This is a genomic window from Acidisphaera sp. S103 (genome assembly GCF_009765975.1).
Classification (GTDB): domain Bacteria; phylum Pseudomonadota; class Alphaproteobacteria; order Acetobacterales; family Acetobacteraceae; genus Rhodopila.
The window spans coordinates 65,307-88,015 of sequence record NZ_LMUJ01000013.1 but is presented as its reverse complement, the minus strand read 5'-3'; the positions used below and the strand labels follow the sequence as shown (position 1 = coordinate 88,015).

Genomic DNA, 22,709 nt, shown 5'->3' with positions numbered 1-22,709 from the left:
GGTTCAGCCTCGCTCTGTTGTTTCAGCGGGCAAACCACGTCTACCGCAAACGCTGCACCGTATAGTCCGCGACACCGGCAAGCGCCCGTCGAATCGGACTGTCGGGGAAGACCGCCAGGGCGGCTTTCGCTTCCTGCACGAAGCGTTGCGCACTCTCCAAAGTCACCCGGATGGCACCGTGTTCGGCGATCAGGCGCATCGCATGGTCCAGGTCGGAATCGGTCTGCTCCAGCGCCTCGATCGTCCGTTGCCAGAAGGTTTTTTCCGTTTCATCGCCGGCGAGGAACGCGACCAGGACCGGCAGGGTGATCTTGCCCTCACGGAAGTCGTCGCCGATCGTCTTGCCCAGGACCGCCTGGTCGGCGACATAATCCAGCGCATCGTCGACAAGCTGGAACGCGATGCCCAACTTCATGCCGAATTCGGAAAGGGCGGCTTCCTCGTGCGCCGGGCGATCGGCGACAACCGCGCCGATCTGGCAGGCGGCGGCGAACAGCGCGGCGGTCTTGCCCTGGACAACCTCCAGGTAGCGGGCTTCGCTGGTGGACAGGTCATTCTGCGTCACCAGTTGCAGCACCTCGCCCTCGGCGATGGTCGCGGCCGCCTTCGACAAGATCGCCAGCACCTTCAGCGACCCGTCATCCACCATCAACTGGAAGGCGCGAGCAAACAGGAAATCACCCACAAGGACCGACGCCTTGTTGCCGAACACCGCGTTGGCCGAGGCCAGGCCGCGGCGAAGCTGGCTTTCGTCCACGACATCGTCATGCAGCAGGGTCGCGGTGTGGATGAACTCCACACAGGCCGCCAGATCGACATGCCGAGCGCCGCCATCATGATCCGGATAGCCGCACAGACGCGCCGAGGCCAATGTCAGCAGTGGACGCAGCCGCTTGCCGCCGGCCGCGACAATATGCGCCGCCAACTGCGGGATTAGCGTGACGGGGCTGTCCATCTGGGCGACGATGACGCGGTTGCAGGCTTCCAGGTCCGCCTCGACGAGGGCGACCAAAGCCGACAAGGCATCTTCGCTCGTGTGTTCGGTCGGACCGGACACGAGCGCCACGCCTAAATCAAGGGGGCTGGCGACGCTGCCCAACTGGTTCTCCCGAAATCTCTTTATGGCCGGCCTTCATATCGGTGGCCATCAAATTGGGTCAAGCCGCCATGCGGGCAACCGCCGCCGCCGGAATTCGACCCCAGCCCCGCCCGAAATCCGATGCACAGGCGGTCAAGTCGGTGGGATAGTCCAGCCTAATCAACGCCGCCCGCCCGATCCCATCCTCTTTCGACCCCTGTTGCATGCGATTACCATCCGGCTCACGATCCACCCATGCGTGTCGTGGTTACCTCCAATAATATGGTCCGGCTGTCGTTTTTGACGGCCCTTTTAGCCGACGCCGGAATCGAGGCGGTGCTGCTTGATGGCCACACCAGTGTCCTGGAAGGCAGCGCGGGCGCCATCCCGCGCCGGCTGGTCGTCAGCGCCGGCGATTTCTCCCGAGCCTGCCGGATCCTGCGCGAAGCCGGCGAATTGTGACCACCAGCGGCCACCTCCTCGGCGGCCGGGTGATTTATTGCCAACCGGCCAGCGGCTTTCGCAGCGGGATAGAGCCTGTGCTCCTGGCCGCCTCGGTTCCGATCCAACCGGGCCAGCACATCCTGGAGGCAGGGACAGGCGCCGGCCCCGCTTTGCTGTGCCTCAACGCACGCATTTCCGGCCTGCACGCCACCGGCGTTGAGATCGACGAAACACTGGCGGAATTAGCGGCCGCCAACGCCCACGCCAACGGCTTCACCGGTATCGACATCATCGCGGATCGCATCGAGACCGCCCCGTTCGATCGCCCGTTCGACCACGCGATGGCGAATCCGCCCTATCACCCGCCAAACGGCACCGCCTCCCCCGTCGCCGTTCGGGATACCGCCAAGCGAGGCTCCGACGCGCTGATGACGGCCTGGATCGAGCGGCTGAGCGGGGCGCTACGGGATCGCGGCAGCCTGACGCTGATCGTGCCGGCGGGAATGGTTCCCATCTGCCTGTCGGCGATGGGCCAGCACCGTTGCCCCTGCACGATTCTCTTTCCGCTTTGGCCGAAAGCCGGACGCCAGGCGAAGCTGGTCTTGCTGCGTGGGGTGAAAAACGCACTCACCCCGATGCGGCTCGCCGCCGGGCTTGTCCTGCACAACCCGGATGGTTCGTTCACCGCCGCCGCGCAGGCCATCCTGGGAGACGGATCGGCGCTAAACCTGGATCAATAGCACCGGCGGCGACGACGGTTCGGCTCATGCCGCCTCCAGGATCAGGTTCAGGTACGGCTCAACCCAAGCGGTCATGCCCGGCGGAATGACAGTGGTGGCATCCATCTGCTCGACGATGGCGGGACCGGCGATGCGGTTGCCGGCGTCCAGTTTCTCGCGATCGTAGATCGGGCAGGCAACGAACCCGGCCGCCTCCGAGAACCACACATCACGTCGGCCGATGATCGCCTCCGACGCATCGGCCCCCCGCATCGGGCGCGGCTGGAACGCGGCTTTGGGCACCAACCCCGTCGCCTCGACACGAAAAGTAACGAGTTGCACCGGCTCCCCCTCGGCGACGAAGCCGTACATCCGCTGATGCGCGCGTGCGAACCCCTCGGCCAGCAGGTCGAGCGTCGCCAGCGTGATCGCCCCATCGGGCACCGGCACCGACAATTCGTAGTTCTGGCCCGCGTAACGCATGTCCACCGTGCGGACGACCTGGCGGGCTTGCGGCGCGATCTCCTCCTCGGCGAACCAGGTGCCGGCCTGTTGCCGCAACGTCAGAAAAGCATCTTCCACCTCGGGCAGGACCGCGGACGACAGCGTCCGCAGCCGCGTGGTGGCGAAGTCGGCGCGAAGGTCGGTCAACAACAGGCCCATGGCGCACAGGATGCCGGGATTGCGAGGCACCAGGATACGGCCGATCTCCAGTTCCTTCGCCAGCCTGGCCGCATGCAGCGGCCCGGCGCCGCCAAACGCCGCCAGTGTGTAGTCGCGCGGATCGTGGCCGCGCTGCACGCTGATGACGCGGATCGCGCGCGCCATGTTGGCGATCACGACCGACAGGATGCCCTGGGCCGTCGCCATCACATCCATGCCCAGGCGATCCGCCAACCGCCCGATCGCCGCTTTCGCCAGCCCCTGGTCGACCTTCATGCGGCCGCCCAGCAGATGCGTGGGATTGAGCGTCTGCAGCACCACGTTGGCGTCGGTGACCGTGGGCTCTTCATTGCCCTTGCCATAACAAACCGGTCCGGGAAATGCGCCGGCGGACCGCGGCCCGACCTTCAGCAACCCGCCGCTGTCGACGTACGCGATCGACCCGCCGCCGGCGCCCACGGTGTGGATGTCCAGCATCGGCGCCTTGATCGGGTAGCCATGCACCACCGCCTCACTGGCCAGCCGGCACACGCCGCCCTGCAACAGCGCCACATCGGTGCTGGTGCCGCCCATGTCGAAGGTGATCAGGTTTTCCAGCCCGGCCATGCGGCCGACGGCCTGCGCCGCCACCACCCCGGTCGAGGGGCCCGACAGCACCGTACGCACCGGCAGGCGAGCGGCCTGGTCAAAACCGATCACGCCACCGTTCGACTGCGTCAGATGCGGAGGAACCTTTAACCCCAGCCCCGACAACCGAGCCGCCAGCCGGTGGATGTACTTTTGCATGACCGGACCGAGATAGGCGTTCACCACCGCCGTGCTCATGCGTTCGTATTCACGGAATTCCGGCGCGACGTCGTGGCTGACGCAGGCGAAGGCTTCGGGAAATTCCTCGGCGATGATGCGGCTTGCGATGGCTTCGTGTTCGGTACGCACGAAACCATACAGGAAGCATACCGCGACCGCCTCGACACCGGCATCGCGCAACGTGCGCACGGCTTCGCGCAACGCTTGTTCATCGAGGCGGGTTTCGACAGTGCCGTCATGGCGGATGCGTTCGGGGACTTCCAGCCGCAGGTCGCGGGCCACAAGGACCGGCGGCTTGTCGACTTGCAGGTCATAGAGATCGGGTCGCTTCTGCCGTCCGATTTCCAGCAGGTCGCGAAAACCTTGCGTGGTGATCAGGCCGGTCTTCACGCCACGGTGCTGGATCAGGGCGTTGGTGGCGACCGTCGTGCCGTGGCCGAAATAGCCGACATCCGCCGGTTCAAGCCCGACGCGCCCCACGCCTTCCTCGAACCCTTGCGCAATGCCGCGCGACGGATCGTCCGGCGTGGATGAGACTTTCCACACCTCGACCCGGCCGCTTTCGTCCTCGAACAAACAGACGTCGGTGAAGGTACCGCCGGAATCGACCCCGATGCGCCAAGTCATTGAGTTTGTCTCCGACAGATCACCGTCGGGACAAAAAAGCCGTCACGAAGATGAAAGCGATCATTTGCGCCGCCATGGCCCGGCGCCAGTCCGAACCATCCGTGACGATGAAAACGATCGTTTGCACCGTCATGGCCCGGCGCCAGTCCGAACCATCCGTGACGATGAAAGCGATCATTTGCGCCGCCATGGCCCGGCGTCAATCCGAACCATCTGTGACGATGAAAGCGATCATTTGCGCCGCCATGGCCCGGCGTCAGTCCGGGCCATCTGCGACGATAAGGTGGTGTGTCAGATGCCACGGATTTCGCCGGTCCGTGACGAGACTAACGTGTCAACATCAACGGCCGCTAGTATTACCGAAATGATACCAACATGCATGTGACCGGTACCTTCGCCCCGTTACCTCCGGACCATGGCGGTCGCGCCACTCAGGTCGCCCAGCTTGGCGCCCTCAGCCACACGCTGCTGCGTCACCAATCCGCTGGCCTGCTTGGCGATCGCCTGGCGCGCCTCGGCCTCGGCTTCGGACGGCGGCAGCACCAGCACGCCGCTGTCGTCGCACAGCACCGCGTCACCCGGCATCACCACCACGCCGCCGATCGACACCGGACGGTTGAATCGGCCGCCCAGGTCGTAGAGCCGTGTGGTGATCGGGGCGAAGCCACGGCTCCACATGGGAAACGCGGATGCCTCGATTTCCTCCAGATCGGTGCAGGGACCGTCGACCACACCAGCCTTGGCGCCGGCGGCCTTGGCGGCAACGGTCACACCACCGCCCCAGCACGCGTGGCGATCGTCGCCGAGCCGGTCCACCAGCAGGATGTCGCCCGGCCGCAGCAAACCGAGGGCATGGTGCAGCAGGGTGGAGTCAGGACCGGGAATGGCGACGGTGACGGCGGTGCCCGCGACCCGGCGGCCGCGCAGGGCCGGCACAATGCGCCGATCGCAAAAGCCCCAGTGGCGCCAATGGCCGACCGTGGCGGTTTCCGCCTGTTCCAGCAGCGCCACGACCTCCGAACTGATTTGGGCCGGCATCTCACCGATATCGTATTTCGGCATCGTATTCTCCTGTTGCGAGAGTCAAGCGGCCAGCCTCTCCGGGGTCAAGCCGGCAAGGGCCGCCACCGGACGTTCGGGATGCACGAATAGCCACAGGACCGCGCCGGCGAGACCGGACAGCGCGATGCCCAGCAACGCCCCTGCCCAACTACCGGTCCATTCCACCAGGTAGGCGGTCAGCACCGGTCCAACCACCCCGGCCGCGTTGCCCCAGAAATTGGTCCAGCCCGAAACGACGCCGGTGGAGGACCGCCCGAGGTCCTGGGTCGCCGACCAGATCGACACCTGCGTCAGGCCGACGGCGCCCAGCGAAACACACAGCAGCGTCATCATCAGCCAGATCTGCGGTGTGCGGGATGCCGCGATCAGCGCCAGCGCGCTGACGACGAATCCTGTCACCGCCACCGGCACGCGCGCCGCCCACACCGAACCGGTTCGCCGCAGGATCGCATCCGACAGCGCGCCCGTAACGAATACCATGACGAACAGCGCGACCCACGGCAGGGAGGCGTAGATTCCCATGGAGGCCAGCGAGAAATTCCGCTCCCGCACCAAATAGGTCGGCAGCCACGTGGTGTAGAAGCTCTGGATCATGATCAGGAAGAAGTACTGCATCCCCACCGCCCAGAACTGCACCGACCCCAGCCCGGCCAGGAAGGCACCGCGAGCCGGCCGCGACGGCTCCTCGGCCTGACCCAGCGCGATGGTGCGTGCTTCCGCTGCCCGCATCATCGGGTGCGTCGCCGGGTCGTCGCGGAAACCGAACCACCATGCGAAGCCGATCAGCAGGCCCAGGACACCGAAGCCGTAAAATGCCCAGCGCCAGCCGAAGTGCATAATCACCATCGTGGTGATCGGGCCAGCGGCGATGGGCCCCAGATAAAGCCCGCCAAGCAGAATGGAGTTCGCCTTCGCGCGCTCGGCACGCGGGAACCACCGCTTCAATGCCAGCACGGAACTCGGCCAGTCCGCGGATTGCCCGGCACCCAGCAGGCCGCGGATCACCACGAACGATGCGAAACCCGATCCGGCGGGCGTCAGCGCGGTCAGCAGCGACCACAGCAAATTCGCCCAGTACAGCATCTTGCGCGGTCCGAACCGTTCGGCGAGCCACCCGGACGGCACTTGCAGCAGCGCGTAGGTCCAGGAAAAGCTGGTGAGCAGGAACGACATCTGCACCAGCGTGAAGTGATACTCGCTCTGGATCGTTGGGGCGGCGATCACGATCGCGGTGCGGTCCAGCGACATGACGAAGGTGATCGGCCCCAGCAGCAGTCCGGCCATCCACCAGCGCACCGCGCCGGACGCCGTCGTCGTGTTCCTGTCGGCCATGTGCGCCCCTGTCTGTGTCAGATGACCCGATCCGATTCCGGCAGTGCCTCGCCGCGGGCGACGCGGGCGATGTTGCCCAGCCAGTGCCGCGCGCCCTTGGCGGAGTTCTCGAAGGCGGTGGAGGCGCAGTGGGGAGTGACGATCACGTTGTCCATGTGCAGCAACGGATTCGCCGGGTCGGGCGGCTCCGGTTCGAACACATCGATCGCGGCACCGGCCAGCGGACCGTCGCGCAGGGCGGCGATCAGGTCGGTTTCATCCACGATGCCGCCGCGGGCGACGTTCACCAGGATGGAACCCGGCTTCATGGTGGCCAATTGCGGCGCGGCGATCATGCCGCGGGTTTCCGGCGTCAACGGGCAGCAAAGACATACGAAATCGGACTGCACCAGCAGATCCGCCAGGCTGTGATGGGCAACGCCGAGGGCGGCTTCCTGCGTCTTCGGCAAGGGCCGGCGCGTGTTGTACAGAATGGTGCAGCCGAAGCCCGCGACCCGGCGCGCGACCTGCTTGCCGATGGCCCCCAGGCCGACAATGCCGACGGTCTTGCCTGATAACATGATACTGCGGCGCCAGATTTCGTTCTTCGCCCACCGGCCCTCGATCATGCTGTTATGCGCGGTGACGATACGACGCCCGATGGCGATCATCAGGCCGACGGCGAACTCCGCCACGGGGATCGCGTTGCTGCCAGGCGTCCGCGCGACCTGAACCGAGCGCGCCCGAGCCACGTCGAGATCGATATTCTCGACGCCGACACCCCATTTATGCGCCAGTTTCAGTCGCGGGGCAGCGTTCAGCAAATCGGTGGGCAAACCGACGTCCCAGAACACCACATAATCGGCACCCGCAAGCTTGGCTTTCTGTTCGGCGGGTTCGGTAGTCTCGGCGAAGGTCAGGGCGAAGCCGTCAGGCAGCTCGTTGCGGATGATATCACGCAGTTCGGCCGCAATGGGTTGCAGGATCAGGATCGTTTCGGTCATGCCGTCTCCGCTTGGGCAATACGCGCGGCTGCGGCCAGGCCGATCATCACGCACGTGAAATGGGTATTCGCTCGGCAATCCTCCGGCATGATGGAGGCGTCGGCAACGCGCAGTCCGGCAACGCCTTTGACCGCCAGGTCGGGATCGACCACACCGCGCGGGTCCTCATAGGCGGTCATACGGCAGGTGCCGGCGGCGTGCTGGCTGTCGCCGGCCTGTTCCAGCATCAGCGCGTCCAGCGCATCGGGCGGCAGCGCGGCGGCTTCGTCCAGGGACAGGCTGGTTTCGGCGAAAGTGATGGTCTCGGCGATCGCCGTCATCGCCGGATGGGCGGACAGCACCGCAAGCCGGCGCACGACGTCGCGCATGCGCAGCCGATCCCGCGGATCGTCCAGCATGTTTTCGTCCACCTCCGGATCGATTTCGGGATCGGCTGAAACCAGCCGGATTTCACCGCGCGAGAAAGCGTTGAACAGCGCCCCGCCGACGGCACCCTGGCCCGACGGCAGACCCCCCTGCCCCAGGCCGCGATGATTGAAGCCGATCATGATCATGTCGCGCGTCCCACCGCCACCCAGGCCGGAACTGTAGGTAACGCAGCAGTTGGTGTGACGCTGATCCGGATTTTGACCGATAAATTCCGGGCGCAGACCGATCGTGGCTCGCAGGACCGGGTGGTCCATGAAATTCCGGCCGACCGCCTGCATATCACGCAGCACCGGAATGCCCAGCGCCGACAATGCGCCGGCAGGCCCGATGCCGGATCGCATCAGGATCGCCGGGGAATGAATAGCGCCGGCACACAACAGGATTTCGCGCCCCCGGATTTCAGTCCAGCCCCCAGCAAGCCGCACACGAACCCCAACCGCTCGGTTTTTTTCCGTAACGATTCGATCCACCAGGGCGTCGCCGACGATATCCAGGTTGGAACGGGCGCGGGCTTGTTCCAGGTACGCATCGTTGGTGGTGATGCGGCGGCCATCGCGGCTGTTGATCGGATAGCAGGACACGCCTTCGCCCTCAGCCGCGTTCAGGTCGGGATTCCAAGGATAGCCGGCGGCAAGCGCGGCCTCGCGCAACGCATTATCCACCGGTCCCCAGGTTTCCACAGGCGCGCGAAAAACCGGAATCGGCCCACCGATGCGGTTGGCGGCAGGATCGTCCTCCATCGAATCGAACACCGGCAGGACATTGGCCGCGGACCAGCCCTCGCAACCATTTTCCGCCCAGGAGTCGAAAGCGGCGGCAACGCCCCTGATCGCAATCTGGGCATTGACGGTGGAAGAACCACCCAGCGCCTTGCCACGCCAGTAGAAGCGAGGGGCTTGGGCGCGCGTGCGGCGGGTCATCAGTCCGGGCCACTGCCACGCGGCCTGATACGACGGGTCATTCATGAACGGGTTGATATTGGCGCTGCGCAGGGCCGCGGGAGCCTCCACGGAGCGCCAGTCCCGGCCGGCTTCCAGCAACAGCACACGGCGGTTGGGGTTCTCGCTGAGGCGTCCGGCGGCAGCCGCACCGGCCGACCCGCCACCGACGACGATGACATCGTAACCGGCCATCAGGCGTCCCAACTCGCAACGCGAGCGGCAAGCCGGGCACCGATAGCGGTCAGTTGCTCGACCAGTGCGGCACCCGTTTCGGCCGAACACAGGCTCGGATCACCGTTGAAGACGCCATTAGGCGCGATTTGCGCGACTTCCAGCGGCACAGCAATTTCGGCGCCCTCGAAATCGACGGTACCGAAGCCGGAGACCGGCATGCCGCGGAAATCCGGCGGTGGTTCGGCCGCTTGGATCAGATCGGAACGGATCAGGTCGGGGAACAGATGCATCACCACGCTGGTCAGCGGGTCCGCGCCATGGCCGCTGGCGCGCCGAGCCACGTCGGCCCCCAGGATCGCCGGCAACAGGCCGTAGCCGACGCGCCAGAGATACAGGCTGGGAATCATGACGCCCCGGCCCAACCACACCTTCTGGGTGGCGTCGTGAACAGTCTGCACGTTGCCGGCATGGCCGTTGATGACGACAATCCGGGTCAGGTCATGGCGCAGCAGGCAGGACAACATGTCGTCCAGCACCGCCCGCAATGTGGATTGCGACAGCGATATCCCACCCGGCATGCTGGCGAAGTAATCGGCCCCGCCGAACGGCACCACCGGGGCAACATATGTTTCGGTACCGTTGTCCGAAGCCCGAACGGCGATACGCACCGCGACACCCTCGGCGGACAGATAATCGCCCATCGGGGCGTGCGGCCCCTGATCTTCGTGACTACCAAGCGGCAGCAGGATGACAGGCCGGCGCGGCGCGATTTCCCGCATTTCACCACCGGTCAATTCGGCCAGACGTCGTTTGGGCAACGGCATTTTTGGCGGCTCCACCTCGACAGGACGCGATTTGGTGTATACATGGTGCATCCAAGCGGGTCAACCGGCGGGGAGGCGTAAGTGGACGATCTGGCGGGTAAAACCAAGGCGCAGCCGGCCTGGCAGCGGGTCTATGCCTATGTCCGCGCCCGTATCGTCTCCGGCGCCATCGCACCCGGCAGTTTCCTGGAGGAAGAAGCGGTCAGCGCTGAGGTCGGGGTGTCGCGCACCCCGGTGCGGGAGGCATTCCAGCGGCTGCACGCCGAACAGTTCATCGACCGGCTGCCCAGGCGCGGCGCGATGGTGCGGGCGGCAACCGCCGAGGAGTTGATCCAGCTTTACGAGACGCGCCGGGTACTCGAATCCTTCGTGGTACGACGCATCGCGGAGGCCGGCATCGCGGTGCCTACCTCGCTGGATACGTTGCTGGCCCGGCTGTCGTCACCGCGCCGCGCCACCGATCTGGGGTTCCAGGCCGAGGGCGATTTCACCTTCCACCGCACCCTGGTGGCGTCGATCGGCAACGCGGTGATGCTGGGCGTGTTCGATGGATTGCATCTGCGGCAGTTGCGGGTGGCCACGCGCGCGGTCGCGTTGAACCCGGGGCGGCTGCAATTGATCCACGCCCAGCACGCAGCACTGCTGGATGCGTTGCGCCGCCGGGATGGACCGGCGGCGGTGGCTATCCTGGATGAGCATCTCCGGCCGGCGCCGGAAATCCTATCCTTAATGCAAAGTTAAGCCGAATTCCGAACGGCATGCCACGTCCGGCCTCAACGCCAACGCGGTGCAGACGGATCGCCTCCCCAACTACACCGGAACGAACCTGAAACCATCGTCCCAGCGCGTTATCCGGCCGGAAGACGGAGACGGGAAATGCGCCGTGCAAACAAGCGTCGATGTATCGCACAGATCGCCAAACAGCTTGCGCCGCGACACACCCGCGGTCGGCGAGTCGTGGTCCGCGCGCATGCCAAGCTCCGGATAGCGGGCCTGCAACGGCGAGTGGATCATGTCCCCGGTGATCACCGCATCGGCGCCGGGTTTGCCCAATTGGACCGAGTAATGGTCGATCGTGTGTCCCGGCGTGGGAATCAGCTTGATGATATCGCTGAACTGATGGCTGCTGGTAACCACTTCCTCACGGCGGGCGGCAATGATTGGTAGGACGGAGTCCGTGATCCACGGCGCCGCCGATGGATCGCGTTTCTCCGTTTCGGTCCAGTGGGCGAGCTCCCGGTCGGCGAAGACATACTTCGCCTTCGGGAACGTAGGGACCCATCGGCCGTTCTCCAGCTTCGTGTTCCAGCCGACATGGTCGACGTGCAGGTGGGTACACATCACGTAGTCGATCTGATCGACGGACACGCCGGTGCCGGCGAGGTTCTTTTCGAACCGGTCGGTGTCCAGCATATCCCAGAACGGCCGCGTCGGACGCGGCTTATGGTTGCCGACGCAACTATCTATCAGGATGTTGTGGTGCCGTGTACGGATCAGGTACGACTGGATGCACAGCACGACCTGCCCATTCTGGCGGTCCAGATACCCACCCTCGGTCATCCAATCGCGATTTTCCGCCAGCACCTCCGGCGTCAGGGTGGGAAAGAATTCGAGCGGTTTGAAGAACGGCGCTTCCTGCTCCACCACGCGGTGGATCGTGGTGTCGCCGACGTTGAACGTGGTCGTCGCCATTGCCTGTGTCCTCCCTACGACGCTAATCCCGCTTGTACCGGTAGTGGAACCGATCCCCATCCGCCGTCACCAACCCCACCGTCGGTGCCGGGAAATGGATCGGCAACAGCAGCGTATCGGTGTCCGTGACCGAGGCCAAAAACCGCCGGCGGGACACCGCCGCCTGTTTTGGGTCCCAGTCGACCCCAGGCGACCAATCAAGCTCCCGGCACTGGATCGCGTGGTGCATCATATCCCCGGTCACCACCGCGCGCTGCCCGCGGGAGAAAATGTTGACGCAGCAATGGCAGGGCGAATGGCCCGGCGTCGGCGTCAGGGTGATGGTGTCATCCAGGGCATAATCGTCGTCCACCAGCAGCGCCTGCCCGGCCTCGACGATCGGCAGGCAATTGTCACGGAAGACGGTGCCCGGCGGATTGGCGCCCTTGGCGTTTTCAGCCTCCCACGCGGCATATTCCCGCTTGTGGAAGATGTATTTCGCATTCGGGAACGTCGGCACCCAGCGACCGTCGCGCAGGGTGGTGTTCCAGCCGGTGTGGTCGATGTGAAGATGGGTGCAGAACACGTAATCTATTTTTTCATAGGTCACGCCCAGGGCGAACAGCTCGTTCCGCCAGCGTTCCTTGCCCGGAAAATCGAACGGCGGCGGATGCCCTTTGTCCTCGCCGGTGCAGGTATCGACCAGGATGGTGTGATGCGGCGTACGGACCACGAAGGTCTGGTAGGTGACGCACATCATGCCGGCCGCCGCGTCGAACACCTCCGGCTCCAACAGCGGCAGATGCCGCTTGAACGTGGCCTCGTCATACAACGGGAAGAAATCCTGAGGCCGGCGCCAGGGGCCTTCGCGTTCGACCACCGCATCGATGGTGATATCGCCGATCCTGATTTGCCGCATCGCTGGTTCCCCCGTGATTTTCAAGGCAGACTAGCAAACACGGGCCGAACGGACCAGAGCGGCGGTCGGCGTAATCCGATCAAGCCGTATGGTCTTGCCAGACCCGGGCGCCCGGCGCGATGTCTGGCGTCGGGAACGTTGACCACCGGCAGGAATTTCCGGGCCGGTTCTTGAAGGAGGATCACAGCCATGGCCGAAATGCCGACGAACGACGTGCTGAATGAGTTGCGCAAGATCGACACGCCGACCATCACCAACATCGTCGCGACCTATCCCAGGAATCCGTTGTGCCTCGGGCTGTACAACCCCTGGGCCGAGAACTGGTACACCGACACCTCGATCCGCTGCATTTACCCCGAGATGGGCGCGATCGTCGGCCATGCGGTCACCTGCGTCTTCGGCCTGCCCGACCCGAACTTCACCGGACGGCTGAGTTTCATGGACGTCGTCGATGCGCTGGACGCGATGAAGCGGCCGACCATCCTGGTGATCCAGCAGAAATGGCCTGCCGCGCTGATGGCCAAGGCGGGCCTGGCCGGGGAGATCATGGTGACGTCGATGAAAGCCGTGGGCTGCATCGGCATGCTGTCCAACGGCCCGTCTCGCGACGTCGACGCTGTACGCCGGCTGAATTTCCAGATGCTGTTGGGCGGCGTCACCGCCGGTCACGGCGAAATGGCGGTTCACGCGGTCAATGTCCCGGTGTCCGTCGGCGGCATGGACGTGGCACCAGGCGAGTTGATCCACATGGACGAGAACGGTGCGGTTAAATTCCCCGCCGACAAGGCCGGACAGGTGTTGGACAACGCTCGGAAGATGCTGGAAGGCGAAGCCGAACATCTCGCCAGGTTGCGGGCCGCCACAACAGCGGCCGAGGTACGCGCGGCCGGAGGAGCCTACGTAGCCAAACGCGCGGAATAGGCGACGGAGCACCATCATGCTGACGGATCGTTACGGGCTTATGGTTTCAACCGCATCCACCGCCGCTCGGGATGCCTATGTCCAAGGCTGCGACCTGCAGTTCACCATGTACCCCGGTGCGATGGCGGCGATGGACAACGCCATCGCCGACGATCCCGATTTTGCCCTCGCGTACGTCGCCAAGGCTCGGTTTCAACAGTTGCGGGGTGACATTCCGGCAGCGCGGGAATCGATCGCGGCGGCGACCGCGCTGACGGCCGGGATATCTGCCCGGGAAGCCAGCCACGTCGCATTCTTCCGTCTGCTGATCGCCGGCCAGGCCGAGGCCGCGCTTGCCGCACTGCGAACGCACCTGGAAACCTGGCCGCGCGACGCGATGGTGCTGAGCACCTCGGCCACCGCCAATGGGCTGATCGGATCGTCCGGCCGTGTCGAGCAGAAACGTGAACTGCTGGCACTGCTGGACGGTCTCGCCCCGTCATACGGGGACGATTGGTGGTTCACCGGCCACCACGCGTTCGCGCTGGCGGAAAACGGCCAGCACGACCCCGCACGGACAAAAATCGAGCACTCCATGGCGCACAACCCGAACAACGGATACGGGGCCCATACACGCGCGCATCTTTGTTACGAGGCCGGAGAACTACCGCTCGGGCGGTCGTTTCTGCGATCATGGCTGGCCACGTATCCGCGCGACGGAGCGTTCTACAGCCACCTGAGCTGGCATCTCGCATTGTTCGATCTAAAGGACGGCGACGCCGACGAAGCATTCCGCCTTTACAGCGAAATCGTGGCGCCCGAAGTCAACCAGGATCCGGCGATCAGCACGCTGGCCAATGCCGCATCGTTTCTGTGGCGCTGGGAATTGGCCGGCCACCCCAGTGACCCGGCGCGCTGGCAGGGGTTGCATGCTTTCGTGCGCAAGATGTTTCCCAAGGCGGGCAATGCCTATGTCGACTGGCATGCGGCCCTGGCTTTGGCAGCCGCCGACGACGGCGATGCGCTGGAAATTCGGGTGCGGGAGATGGAAGCACTGGCGCGCGACGGCCGCTATCCATCCGGGCCGGTTGTGCCGGCACTGGCCCGGGCGTTCGCGGCGTTCCGGCGGCGGGATTTCGCCGCCGCCATCGACGCGATCGAGCCGGTATGGGCACAGCGCGACCGGCTGGTGGGCAGTTTGGCACAGACCGACCTGGTGGAGTTTACGCTACTGAAAGCATACGTGGAGGCCGGGCGGCTGCAGGACGTGCAGCGCTTGGTCAGCGCGCGGCGAACGGGGGCGGTCGGGGTTACCGTGGCGGGGATACATTGATCGGACACTAGGTCATCCCTCCCCGCCCGCCGCTTGCACCCCCAGCATGATCTGCCCGTACGGCACCATCGCGCTCTGCCAGGAAACCACCACATGCGTGCCGATCGTCATCACATCCCGGACCAGCGCCTGTAGCGGGTCCGTATCGTAAACCGACCGCGCACCGGATACCGCCATCAGCGCCTCCATACCGCGGCGCAACTGGTCGGCGGCGAAGGTAACATCACGCCGATTGCGCGCGATGGCCTCCGGACTGATCGCGGCGCCGGACTCCACCGCCGCGATGCTTTGCGCGCGCCGTGTGTGCATGATCAGCACCGCCGTGTCGATCGAAGCGGCCGCCTCGCCCAAACGCATCTGCACGACCTCCGACATCGCAACCTCCCGGGTGCCGCGAGAAATCCGTGTGCGTAACGTCGCCGGTACCAAACCCAGCGCTCGGCGAGCCAGCGTGAACATGACCGGCGGCAGCGAGAACGGCACCAGGTAGCCGCGCGGCGCCCGCAGCAGGCTGTATTCCGGCAGGATCGCGGAACCGGGCGTGGTGCCATCCATCAGATCCCCGAACAAAACGGTCCTATGTTCCGGGACAAAAACATCTTCCACCACCAGGGAGCAGCTTCCGGTTCCGCGCAAACCCAGGACATGCCAATCATCGACGATCTCGATATGCTCCATCGGCACCAGCATGTAACGGATCGGCTTGTTCCCCGCCGCATCCTCCGCCTTGGCGCCGATGATGGCCCATTGCGCATGCCGGCAGCCGGAGGAAAACGGAAACCGCCCGGACAGTCGCCATCCATCCGTGACGCGTCGCGCGGTTTCGCGCGGCGCCAGGGACGATGAGGCCACGGCGGCCGGGTTGTCGCCCCAGACATCGATCTGCGCCTTATCCCCCATGCAGGCGATGATCCATTGGTGTTCGGCCAGTACCGCATAGACCCAGGCGGACGCGCCACAACCCTCAGCAAGCGTTTCCACGATGCGGGAGAATACGTCGAAGCTTGCCTGGTGGCCGCCAAAGCGGCGCGGCTGCATGGCCCGCAGGATGCCCAGGCGATGGAAGTCGGCAATGGTTTCATCCGGTACCGATCGCCCGTCGTTGGCGGCGGCCTCGCGTGCCGCCAACACCGGAACAAGCCCCGTGGCTCGGATCAGCAGTGTTTGCGCGATGGTGGACAAGGGTCCTGTCCTGGATGTTCGCGGCGGATGGTTCGGTCCATCGGGGCGTTCGTCAAGACCAGGCTTTCCAATGCCCGACCGTATTGAGAAAGCCCCCCCAGCCTTGCCCGCCCCTCGGCGCACCGATACCGTGCCTGCGGACAATGCGGAAGGACGTCGCGATGGCCGCCCAAGCGAACTTGGTGATCCGGAACGGCACGATCATGGACGGTTCGGGGGGCGACCCCTTCCAGGCCGACGTCGCCGTCACCGGCGGCCGGATCAGCGCCATCGGCAGGAACCTGCCCAAGGGCGCGGAAGAGATCGATGCGCGCGACAGGCTGGTGACCCCCGGTTTCGTCGATGTGCATACCCACTACGACGCGCAGGCGACCTGGAGTTCGAGTCTGTCGCCCTCCTCCTGGAACGGCGTCACCACGGTTCTGTTGGGCAATTGCGGGGTCGGCTTCGCGCCATGCCACCCGGACCAGCGCGACATGCTGGTCAAGCTGATGGAAGGCGTCGAGGACATTCCCGAAGTGGTTCTGACCGAGGGATTGCCCTGGAACTGGCACACATTCCCCGATTTCCTCGACGCCCTGGACGCTCGGCACTACGACGCGGACATCGCGACGCAGGTGCCGCATGCTGCCTTGCGGGTCTATGTCATGGGCCAGCGCGGCGCGGATCGCGAACCGGCGACCGACCACGATCGCCAGCGCATGGCGGCACTGACCGAAGAGGGAATCCGAGCGGGGGCGTTGGGTTTTTCGACGTCGCGGACGCTGAATCACCGGACATTGGACGGCAAGCACATTCCCACGCTGCGGGCGGAGGAAGCCGAACTGACCGCCATCGCCCACGCCATGCGGGAAGCCGATTCGGGGTGGCTGCAAATCGTCTCCGACTTCGAGGATCATGACGACGAATTCGGCTTGTTCCGCCGGCTGGCCGAGGCATCCGGCCGCCCGGTGACGATGACCCTGCTGCAATCGCACATCAAGCCGGACCGATGGCGCGATCTTCTGGTGCAGATCGAAACGGCGAACGCCGCCGGGCTGCGCATGACCGGACAGGTCCGGTCCCGCCCCACCAGCGTCCTCCTGGGCTTCGAACTCTCGCAAAACCCCTTCTCGTGGCGGCCAAGCTATCGCCGGATCGCCCACCTGAATTTCCAACAGCGGATGCACTACCTTCGGGATCCCGCGTTCCGGGCGACGCTGATCGCGGAGACACCCCCCGCCGGCGCACGCCTCCAGCGCGGCGGCTGGAACACGATGTTCCCCCTGGGCGATCCACCGGACTACGAACCAGCCCCGGAGAACAGCGTGGCCGAGCGCGCGGCTCGCGAGGGGCGCTCGCCCGATGAAGTCGCCTACGACCTGCTGATGGAGCAAGATGGCAAGGCCATTCTCTACCTACCGGTCACCAACTATGCCGCCGGCAATCTGGATGCCGTGCGGGAGATGATTGCCCATCCGAACACCCTGCTGGGATTGGGCGATGGCGGCGCCCATGTCGGGGTCATGTGCGACGCCACGGCGACCAGCTACACGCTGACGCACTGGACCCGCGAGCGCGGTCGCGGCGAGATGTTCCCGGTGACATGGGCGATCAGGCGCCTCACCCACGACAACGCGGCAGCGATCGGGTTGAACGATCGAGGGGCAGTTCAGGTTGGTATGAAAGCGGACCTGAACGTCATCGACTACGATCGGCTGCTGCTGCGTGCGCCGGAGATGGTTTACGACCTACCGGCCGGCGGCAAACGGCTGGTGCAGCGGACCGAGGGGTTCGACGCCACCATCGTGTCGGGAGAAGTGGTGTACCGGCACGGGGAGGCGACGGGGGCACTGCCGGGACGTTTGGTTCGGGGGCCTCAGGGCGGGTGAGACGACGGGCAAAGCGGACCGTTTCAAGTTACGGCCCGCTTTGCCCCTGCCCTGTCGCTAGAAGAAAACGAAAGCCCGCACCACGACGTTCTTGCGGCAACGAGCATCCGCGGGGGCGGTCGGATCGATACAGGCGGTATGGAAGGACCAGCGCGAGACGGAGCCGTCGGTTACCGAGTCATAGCACTTCAGCATCGAAACCTCATTGGGCTTCTGCTGGGGAAACCAGTACCACTCGTGGTCGGGCCGATAGGTGAAGCGCGTGGTCTCACCGACGCGGTCGTCATAGACGCGGTAGTTGGTGATGTAGGGCTGGTCGGCGAATGACGGCCAGGCACACAGCACGAAGGGATATTGCTCGATCGTTTCAATCGGCTTGGCGAGATTGATCGACATGAACCGGCGCGACATCTTCGCGTCGGCCTCTTCTTCGGTGCAGTTCTGCGTGCGGCCGAAGTTGCGCAGATTTTTCGTCAGCAACTCGCGGCAGCGCACACGGCCGCTGTTGTCGTTCAGGTCGTTGTGAACGAGCATGGCGTAATTGGCGTTCACGCCCGGGTTCTTGTTGTCCTGATCTTCTGTGCGGTCGCCCGCATAGTCCTTGTCGAAGACGTCGTGGTTGTAGACCAGGGCGTCGGTTGCATCCGGGAAGAATTCCAGCAGCAGTTTCTCGATCTCCGGGTAGTACACCCGTTCCACCTCGGCGGAATCGTAGATGTTCGTGCACTTGGAATCGAGGTGGGCCAGCGAGAGGCCGAGTTTGTCCATACATTCGGGGCTGCTGGGCGACAGGCCCGGGTAGTATTCGCCTATCCGCCGCGCGTCGCGCAGCACCTGCACGAAAAACAGGTTTCGCCGACGGATGTCCTGTTCGTTCTTGCGCAGGATTTCCGCGGCATCGGCGCGCGTCGGGTCGCGCCAGATGGCGTTGGACGTGACGACGGAGTAGGTCGGCCGCTCATAGACGGTATAGGGCAGCGGCGTTGCTACGCCGCCGTCAGGGACCTTGATGCTGTTCGAACTGCGGATATAGGCCACGCATTCGTCCCAGTCGCGGAAGGCGGGGCCCCATTTGGTCTTGATCGGGCCCGGCGGGGCGTTGTCGATCATGTCGATCACGCGCTGGCCTTCGCCCTCAGCCATTTCGGCAAGCGCGTCTTCGATCGCTTGGGCGGTTCCGGCGTCGCCGTCCTGGTCGAACGACATGTAGGACAGGCCGCCATGGGCGGCGATTGGCGGCGGCTGGCCTTCCGTGCGCTGGAGTGACGGGACGTAGGGCGCGTTTTTGTCGGCGAGATCGAGCGGGCTCATAGGGCACCTCCGGTTCTTTGGGGTTACCGTGGCACAGGTTGGGTGGATTGGCCAGATGTGGGGCGGGGTCAGGCGTTCGCGCTCGACGGGGTCGTCTATAATCTGAAGGTCGACGCTGGCAATGATGCAACGCCGCACTCGGGTTGAGGATCGAGGCGATCGTCCCGGTTGCTCGCGGTGATCAGGCGGTTGGCCTGAAATCGTGCGCGAGCGAGCGGAAAGACAAGGCAATAGTCCAACGCTGGCGCATTTTGCTTTTTGATATTCCGAGTACTCTCGCTCTGCTCTTGTATTTGACACTCTTCTCTTGTATTTGACGATATAGTATGAAACGGTACCTTATAGGTCAAGGTGGGGCATGTGCAAGACCATGAGGGCTTTAATGCAAATAACCACCATTGCGGCTGCCCTGCTAGGGTTGGGAGCCTGCACAACAGCTGACTATGCTGACGGCGTTAATGGATTTTCGCAGGCTGTCGGCGCGGCAGCCGCTTTGGCCGAACCGTTGGCGACCGCGGCGCAGGAGGCACAGAAGCGGCAAATGCTGCAAATGTTGCCAAAGACACAACCGACCACGGTCAGTCTCAGTCAATCCTGTCTTGGCGTTGATCCCGTCGGCTATCACGCCGGCGATTGCGCCGTAACCATCGGCGGCGTGAAATTGAACTATGCCGGCGTACCACCGAACATGGTCAGTCTGACGAGATATGCTGCCTCTCTCTCAGCTGTGGTGACGGCGACAACCTGCAATTCGGTCCAAACCGCCGCCAAAGGACTGGCTGCAGCGGCCGCCGACCTTGCCTCTGCCGCTGGGGCCAATAAGGCCGCGGCTGCGGCTGGACCTATCAGCACGATCGCCGGCGTCGCTGCCTGTTCGGCCATCGAGGCCGAACAGATCCGCATTCTGCGCACTGGGACCATGGCCGCCAACCCGCTGGTAAAGGCAATCGTTCCGTCGATCGCGGATGCGTACCAGCAATTCTACGTTGACGCCATCAACGATGCTTTCAATCAGACCACCGCTGCGCTGATCAGCTACCAGACGGCGGCCCGCAGTTACGAAAAATCCAGGTCGGCGGCGGATCTGGCGCAGGAAACCGCGAGCCTGACACAGGCAGACGGCTTCGCGGCCGCGATCGACAAGGCCAAGGCCGCTCCGCAACCCGGCCCGGTCGTGAACAAGATCGCGACGCTGCATCAGGCCCTGACCGACGATCTGCAATCGCCGACGATCAATCTCAAGCGCGTGCTGAACGACGCGCAGATATTCGTGACCGAGGCGACAACGGTGACCTCGGCGGCGCAAGCGCTGGACGCGGTGATCAATCCACCCACGCCCGCCGCCAAGCCAGCCGAAAAACAGGCCAGGTAAGGGAGTGTAAATCATGCCCACCGCTTTCGATGCCTCTATTGCCAAATCCCAGGCCGCGTTGGACAAGCTGCACGCCTTGCAATTGCAAGCGATGTCGAATGGCGATCTGGCGACAATGAACGCACTGCAAAGCGACAGCAACGACTTGACGCTGAAGCTGACGCAACTACGAGCACTCGCCGTCGATGACGACGATGCGCAAATCGCGGCGCTGAATGCGAAACTCGACGCTGTCACCAACAGCATTACCGATGAGATGAACAGTCTGACGAGTCTGGCGACGGTGTTGAACAATATTCTCGCGGTGTCGAAGTTGCTCGACAGCATTATCGCCGCAATCCCGAAGGGCTAGTCGGTCACCGCCTTGGACGCCAGATAGACACCGTTGCTGACCCCGACCAGCGCGAGCTCACCGACGGGGATATCCGGTATCGCGCCGGTGTTGAACAACGTCAAACCGGTGAAGACGGCGGCAATTGATGTAAACACAAGCATCTGCAGGCGAGCCAGGTCAACCTCGGTATAGTCGCTATTCATGACCAGGTCGCTCCAGCGGGGTGCGCGCTGAAAGGTGGTGGCCGCGACAAGTGTGGATGGCGTACCTGCGACGCCACCAGTCACGCCGAAGACCTGGAAGGCAAAATTGGTGGCGGACCTGAGACCGGTTACGAGCGTCGGCGGACTTGCCGATGCACTATAGGTCGACCATGCCAGGGTGCCGACCGGGCGATATTGCACCGTGTAGGAGTCAGGCCCCGGTGCCGGCGCGGTCCAGGTGAGTTCGACACGCCCGTCGGGTTGCGCCGTTGCTTGCAGGCCGGTGACCTGGGCCGGACCGCCCGGCGCCACGGGCGCGTCGCGATGCGTCTGGATGGCCGTCAGCGGCACGGACGCCGGGCCGGCGCCGCCCGCATTCATCGCGAACACCTGGAAATCGTATGCCCAACCGGGGTTCAGATTGATCACGGCATAGGGCGGGGCAGCGATGTTATTCTGCACCGTTTCCCACGGCCCGCCCGCGGTTGGCCGTTTTTGTACAGTATAGCTGAACGGCTGCCCCGTGCCGGCGGGCGCATCCCAGGTCAGCACGACGGTGCCGGTCGTCACCGCCCCCACAACAGCCAGGTTGGTCACCGCCCCCGGCGCGCTGACGCGTTGCGGGGAGCCGTCATCACCAGATTTCAGCTTGGCGCCGACCAATGAGAATCCGCTGATCCCCAGTAGGCCGAGTGTCGCTGTCGGAACGTCGATCAGATTGCCTGTCAACACCATGGTATAGGCAACGCCGGTACCGATCACCACGGTCCAGATCGTGATCTGGAATTGCGAAAGACTGGCCTTTCCATCGGGTGCCGTGATGAGCCGCAGCAGAAACCATCCGGGACGACCATGCCACCACCAGTATATCGTCGGGATGGCGAACAAAAGCAGTGCGCAGCCAAACACACTCACAACAGCAATGCCGACGCTGGATATTCCGACTCCCTGGACGAGCACGAAGCCGGGATCGCCATCCGGTGCCCCGGTCAGCACGCCGCGCACGAACATCGTCGCCATGGGTACGGGACTGCCGATTTCTTTGTGCTGGCTCCCCTCGCGAAACGGGTTCGCGGTCCCGAACGCCGGCACCCGAGCGGCGTAGGTATAGACTTTGGCCGTTTCGATGGTGATGTCTCCGGGACCTTGCACCAGGCGCACCAGTTGGCTCTGCCAGCAGCCATCCGGCTGTGGCTTATCCCAGGCGAAAAAGACCTGAATTTCTTCTGGCGGCTTTGTCATTCCGGAGAGCTGGAACTGAACCTCGCCGCCCACTGGGGCCCACCGTGTTACCGGAAGAACTGTCAACGTTCCCATCGGCTGGCCGTTCATTTTATCGTGCGGCGGATATGGCGCGGAACATTCCGCAATCTGAGGTGTCTTCGCAGCGTCGGCGGTGGCGTCCGCCCAGGCCTGCGAATGGTTGAGAATCGAAACAAATACCACCGCGACCAACAGGAAATGCGTTGAGACTGCCCAACTCGGAGGTTTCACAATACGATCTCCAGGCTTTGGCGGCTTCCGGTATAT

At 64.4% G+C, this 22,709-nt stretch carries 22 protein-coding genes; 8 read left to right on the top strand and 14 right to left on the bottom strand.

Annotated features, from left to right (window positions below; all coding sequences use genetic code 11):
- Positions 1 to 40: 40 nt before the first annotated feature.
- Entirely contained in the window at positions 41 to 1,066 is a 1,026-nt protein-coding gene (locus tag GSQ89_RS01055; protein WP_371734202.1) for a polyprenyl synthetase family protein, read from the bottom strand.
- Between the two features lie 91 nt (positions 1,067 to 1,157).
- Positions 1,158 to 1,304: a hypothetical protein gene (locus tag GSQ89_RS01050; protein ID WP_158921118.1), complete on the bottom strand. Its 147-nt coding sequence runs from the start codon at positions 1,302 to 1,304 to the stop codon at positions 1,158 to 1,160.
- A 29-nt stretch (positions 1,305 to 1,333) separates the two neighbouring features.
- Between GSQ89_RS01050 and GSQ89_RS01045 the strand changes: the two genes are divergently transcribed.
- Positions 1,334 to 1,540, top strand: coding sequence for a DUF2007 domain-containing protein (locus tag GSQ89_RS01045; protein ID WP_158921116.1), 207 nt, complete (start codon positions 1,334 to 1,336; stop codon positions 1,538 to 1,540).
- Positions 1,541 to 1,617: 77 nt separating this feature from the next.
- Positions 1,618 to 2,262 carry a tRNA1(Val) (adenine(37)-N6)-methyltransferase gene (locus tag GSQ89_RS01040; RefSeq protein ID WP_158921114.1) on the top strand — a complete coding sequence of 215 codons (645 nt, stop codon included), beginning with the start codon at positions 1,618 to 1,620 and terminating at the stop codon, positions 2,260 to 2,262.
- Positions 2,263 to 2,286: 24 nt separating this feature from the next.
- On the opposite strand, the gene GSQ89_RS01035 is transcribed toward GSQ89_RS01040, so the two are convergent.
- The 7 genes from GSQ89_RS01035 to GSQ89_RS01005 form a co-directional block, all read right to left on the bottom strand.
- Positions 2,287 to 4,338 carry a hydantoinase/oxoprolinase family protein gene (locus GSQ89_RS01035; RefSeq protein WP_158921113.1) on the bottom strand — a complete coding sequence of 684 codons (2,052 nt, stop codon included), beginning with the start codon at positions 4,336 to 4,338 and terminating at the stop codon, positions 2,287 to 2,289.
- A 19-nt stretch (positions 4,339 to 4,357) separates the two neighbouring features.
- Positions 4,358 to 4,516: a hypothetical protein gene (locus GSQ89_RS01030; RefSeq protein ID WP_158921111.1), complete on the bottom strand. Its 159-nt coding sequence runs from the start codon at positions 4,514 to 4,516 to the stop codon at positions 4,358 to 4,360.
- A 224-nt stretch (positions 4,517 to 4,740) separates the two neighbouring features.
- On the bottom strand, positions 4,741 to 5,400 hold the full coding sequence (locus GSQ89_RS01025; protein WP_158921109.1) for an RraA family protein: 660 nt from the start codon (positions 5,398 to 5,400) through the stop codon (positions 4,741 to 4,743).
- Between the two features lie 21 nt (positions 5,401 to 5,421).
- Positions 5,422 to 6,732, bottom strand: a complete 1,311-nt coding sequence (locus GSQ89_RS01020) for an MFS transporter (protein WP_158921107.1) — start codon at positions 6,730 to 6,732, stop codon at positions 5,422 to 5,424.
- A gap of 17 nt (positions 6,733 to 6,749) precedes the next feature.
- Positions 6,750 to 7,715: a 2-hydroxyacid dehydrogenase gene (locus tag GSQ89_RS01015; RefSeq protein ID WP_158921105.1), complete on the bottom strand. Its 966-nt coding sequence runs from the start codon at positions 7,713 to 7,715 to the stop codon at positions 6,750 to 6,752.
- A complete protein-coding gene (locus tag GSQ89_RS01010) occupies positions 7,712 to 9,277 on the bottom strand; it encodes a GMC family oxidoreductase (protein ID WP_158921103.1) in 1,566 nt (521 codons plus the stop codon). The genes GSQ89_RS01015 and GSQ89_RS01010 overlap by 4 nt, the downstream gene beginning before the upstream one ends.
- Positions 9,277 to 10,083: a creatininase family protein gene (locus GSQ89_RS01005; protein WP_158921101.1), complete on the bottom strand. Its 807-nt coding sequence runs from the start codon at positions 10,081 to 10,083 to the stop codon at positions 9,277 to 9,279. The genes GSQ89_RS01010 and GSQ89_RS01005 overlap by 1 nt, the downstream gene beginning before the upstream one ends.
- 81 nt (positions 10,084 to 10,164) lie before the next feature.
- On the opposite strand from GSQ89_RS01005, the gene GSQ89_RS01000 reads away from it, so the two are divergent.
- Positions 10,165 to 10,824, top strand: coding sequence for a GntR family transcriptional regulator (locus GSQ89_RS01000; protein ID WP_158921099.1), 660 nt, complete (start codon positions 10,165 to 10,167; stop codon positions 10,822 to 10,824).
- A gap of 69 nt (positions 10,825 to 10,893) precedes the next feature.
- Here the strand turns inward: GSQ89_RS01000 and GSQ89_RS00995 are convergent, their stop codons facing one another.
- Together GSQ89_RS00995 and GSQ89_RS00990 are read right to left on the bottom strand one after the other, a co-directional pair.
- Positions 10,894 to 11,775, bottom strand: a complete 882-nt coding sequence (locus GSQ89_RS00995) for an MBL fold metallo-hydrolase (RefSeq protein WP_158921097.1) — start codon at positions 11,773 to 11,775, stop codon at positions 10,894 to 10,896.
- Positions 11,776 to 11,797: 22 nt separating this feature from the next.
- Entirely contained in the window at positions 11,798 to 12,673 is an 876-nt protein-coding gene (locus GSQ89_RS00990) for an MBL fold metallo-hydrolase (RefSeq protein ID WP_158921095.1), read from the bottom strand.
- A gap of 189 nt (positions 12,674 to 12,862) precedes the next feature.
- On the opposite strand from GSQ89_RS00990, the gene GSQ89_RS00985 reads away from it, so the two are divergent.
- On the top strand, positions 12,863 to 13,594 hold the full coding sequence (locus GSQ89_RS00985) for an RraA family protein (protein WP_158921093.1): 732 nt from the start codon (positions 12,863 to 12,865) through the stop codon (positions 13,592 to 13,594).
- Between the two features lie 16 nt (positions 13,595 to 13,610).
- Positions 13,611 to 14,906, top strand: a complete 1,296-nt coding sequence (locus GSQ89_RS00980) for a tetratricopeptide repeat protein (protein ID WP_158921091.1) — start codon at positions 13,611 to 13,613, stop codon at positions 14,904 to 14,906.
- A 12-nt stretch (positions 14,907 to 14,918) separates the two neighbouring features.
- On the opposite strand, the gene GSQ89_RS00975 is transcribed toward GSQ89_RS00980, so the two are convergent.
- Positions 14,919 to 16,088 (bottom strand): hypothetical protein, encoded by a 1,170-nt coding sequence (locus GSQ89_RS00975; protein WP_158921089.1) that lies wholly within the window; start codon positions 16,086 to 16,088, stop codon positions 14,919 to 14,921.
- A 161-nt stretch (positions 16,089 to 16,249) separates the two neighbouring features.
- Between GSQ89_RS00975 and GSQ89_RS00970 the strand changes: the two genes are divergently transcribed.
- The gene (locus GSQ89_RS00970; RefSeq protein ID WP_158921086.1) at positions 16,250 to 17,959 is read left to right on the top strand and encodes an amidohydrolase family protein; all 1,710 of its coding nucleotides are present in this window, start codon (positions 16,250 to 16,252) and stop codon (positions 17,957 to 17,959) included.
- A 57-nt stretch (positions 17,960 to 18,016) separates the two neighbouring features.
- On the opposite strand, the gene GSQ89_RS00965 is transcribed toward GSQ89_RS00970, so the two are convergent.
- A complete protein-coding gene (locus tag GSQ89_RS00965) occupies positions 18,017 to 19,270 on the bottom strand; it encodes a CmcJ/NvfI family oxidoreductase (protein WP_158921084.1) in 1,254 nt (417 codons plus the stop codon).
- A 382-nt stretch (positions 19,271 to 19,652) separates the two neighbouring features.
- Here GSQ89_RS00965 and GSQ89_RS00960 point away from each other — a divergent pair, with 382 nt between their 5' ends.
- Together GSQ89_RS00960 and GSQ89_RS00955 are read left to right on the top strand one after the other, a co-directional pair.
- On the top strand, positions 19,653 to 20,642 hold the full coding sequence (locus GSQ89_RS00960) for a hypothetical protein (RefSeq protein WP_158921082.1): 990 nt from the start codon (positions 19,653 to 19,655) through the stop codon (positions 20,640 to 20,642).
- Positions 20,643 to 20,655: 13 nt separating this feature from the next.
- Complete coding sequence (locus tag GSQ89_RS00955) at positions 20,656 to 20,994, top strand: hypothetical protein (RefSeq protein WP_158921080.1); 339 nt, start codon at positions 20,656 to 20,658, stop codon at positions 20,992 to 20,994.
- Here GSQ89_RS00955 and GSQ89_RS00950 read toward each other — a convergent pair.
- Positions 20,991 to 22,421: a fibronectin type III domain-containing protein gene (locus tag GSQ89_RS00950; RefSeq protein ID WP_158921078.1), complete on the bottom strand. Its 1,431-nt coding sequence runs from the start codon at positions 22,419 to 22,421 to the stop codon at positions 20,991 to 20,993. The genes GSQ89_RS00955 and GSQ89_RS00950 overlap by 4 nt on opposite strands.
- Positions 22,422 to 22,709 lie beyond the last annotated feature (288 nt).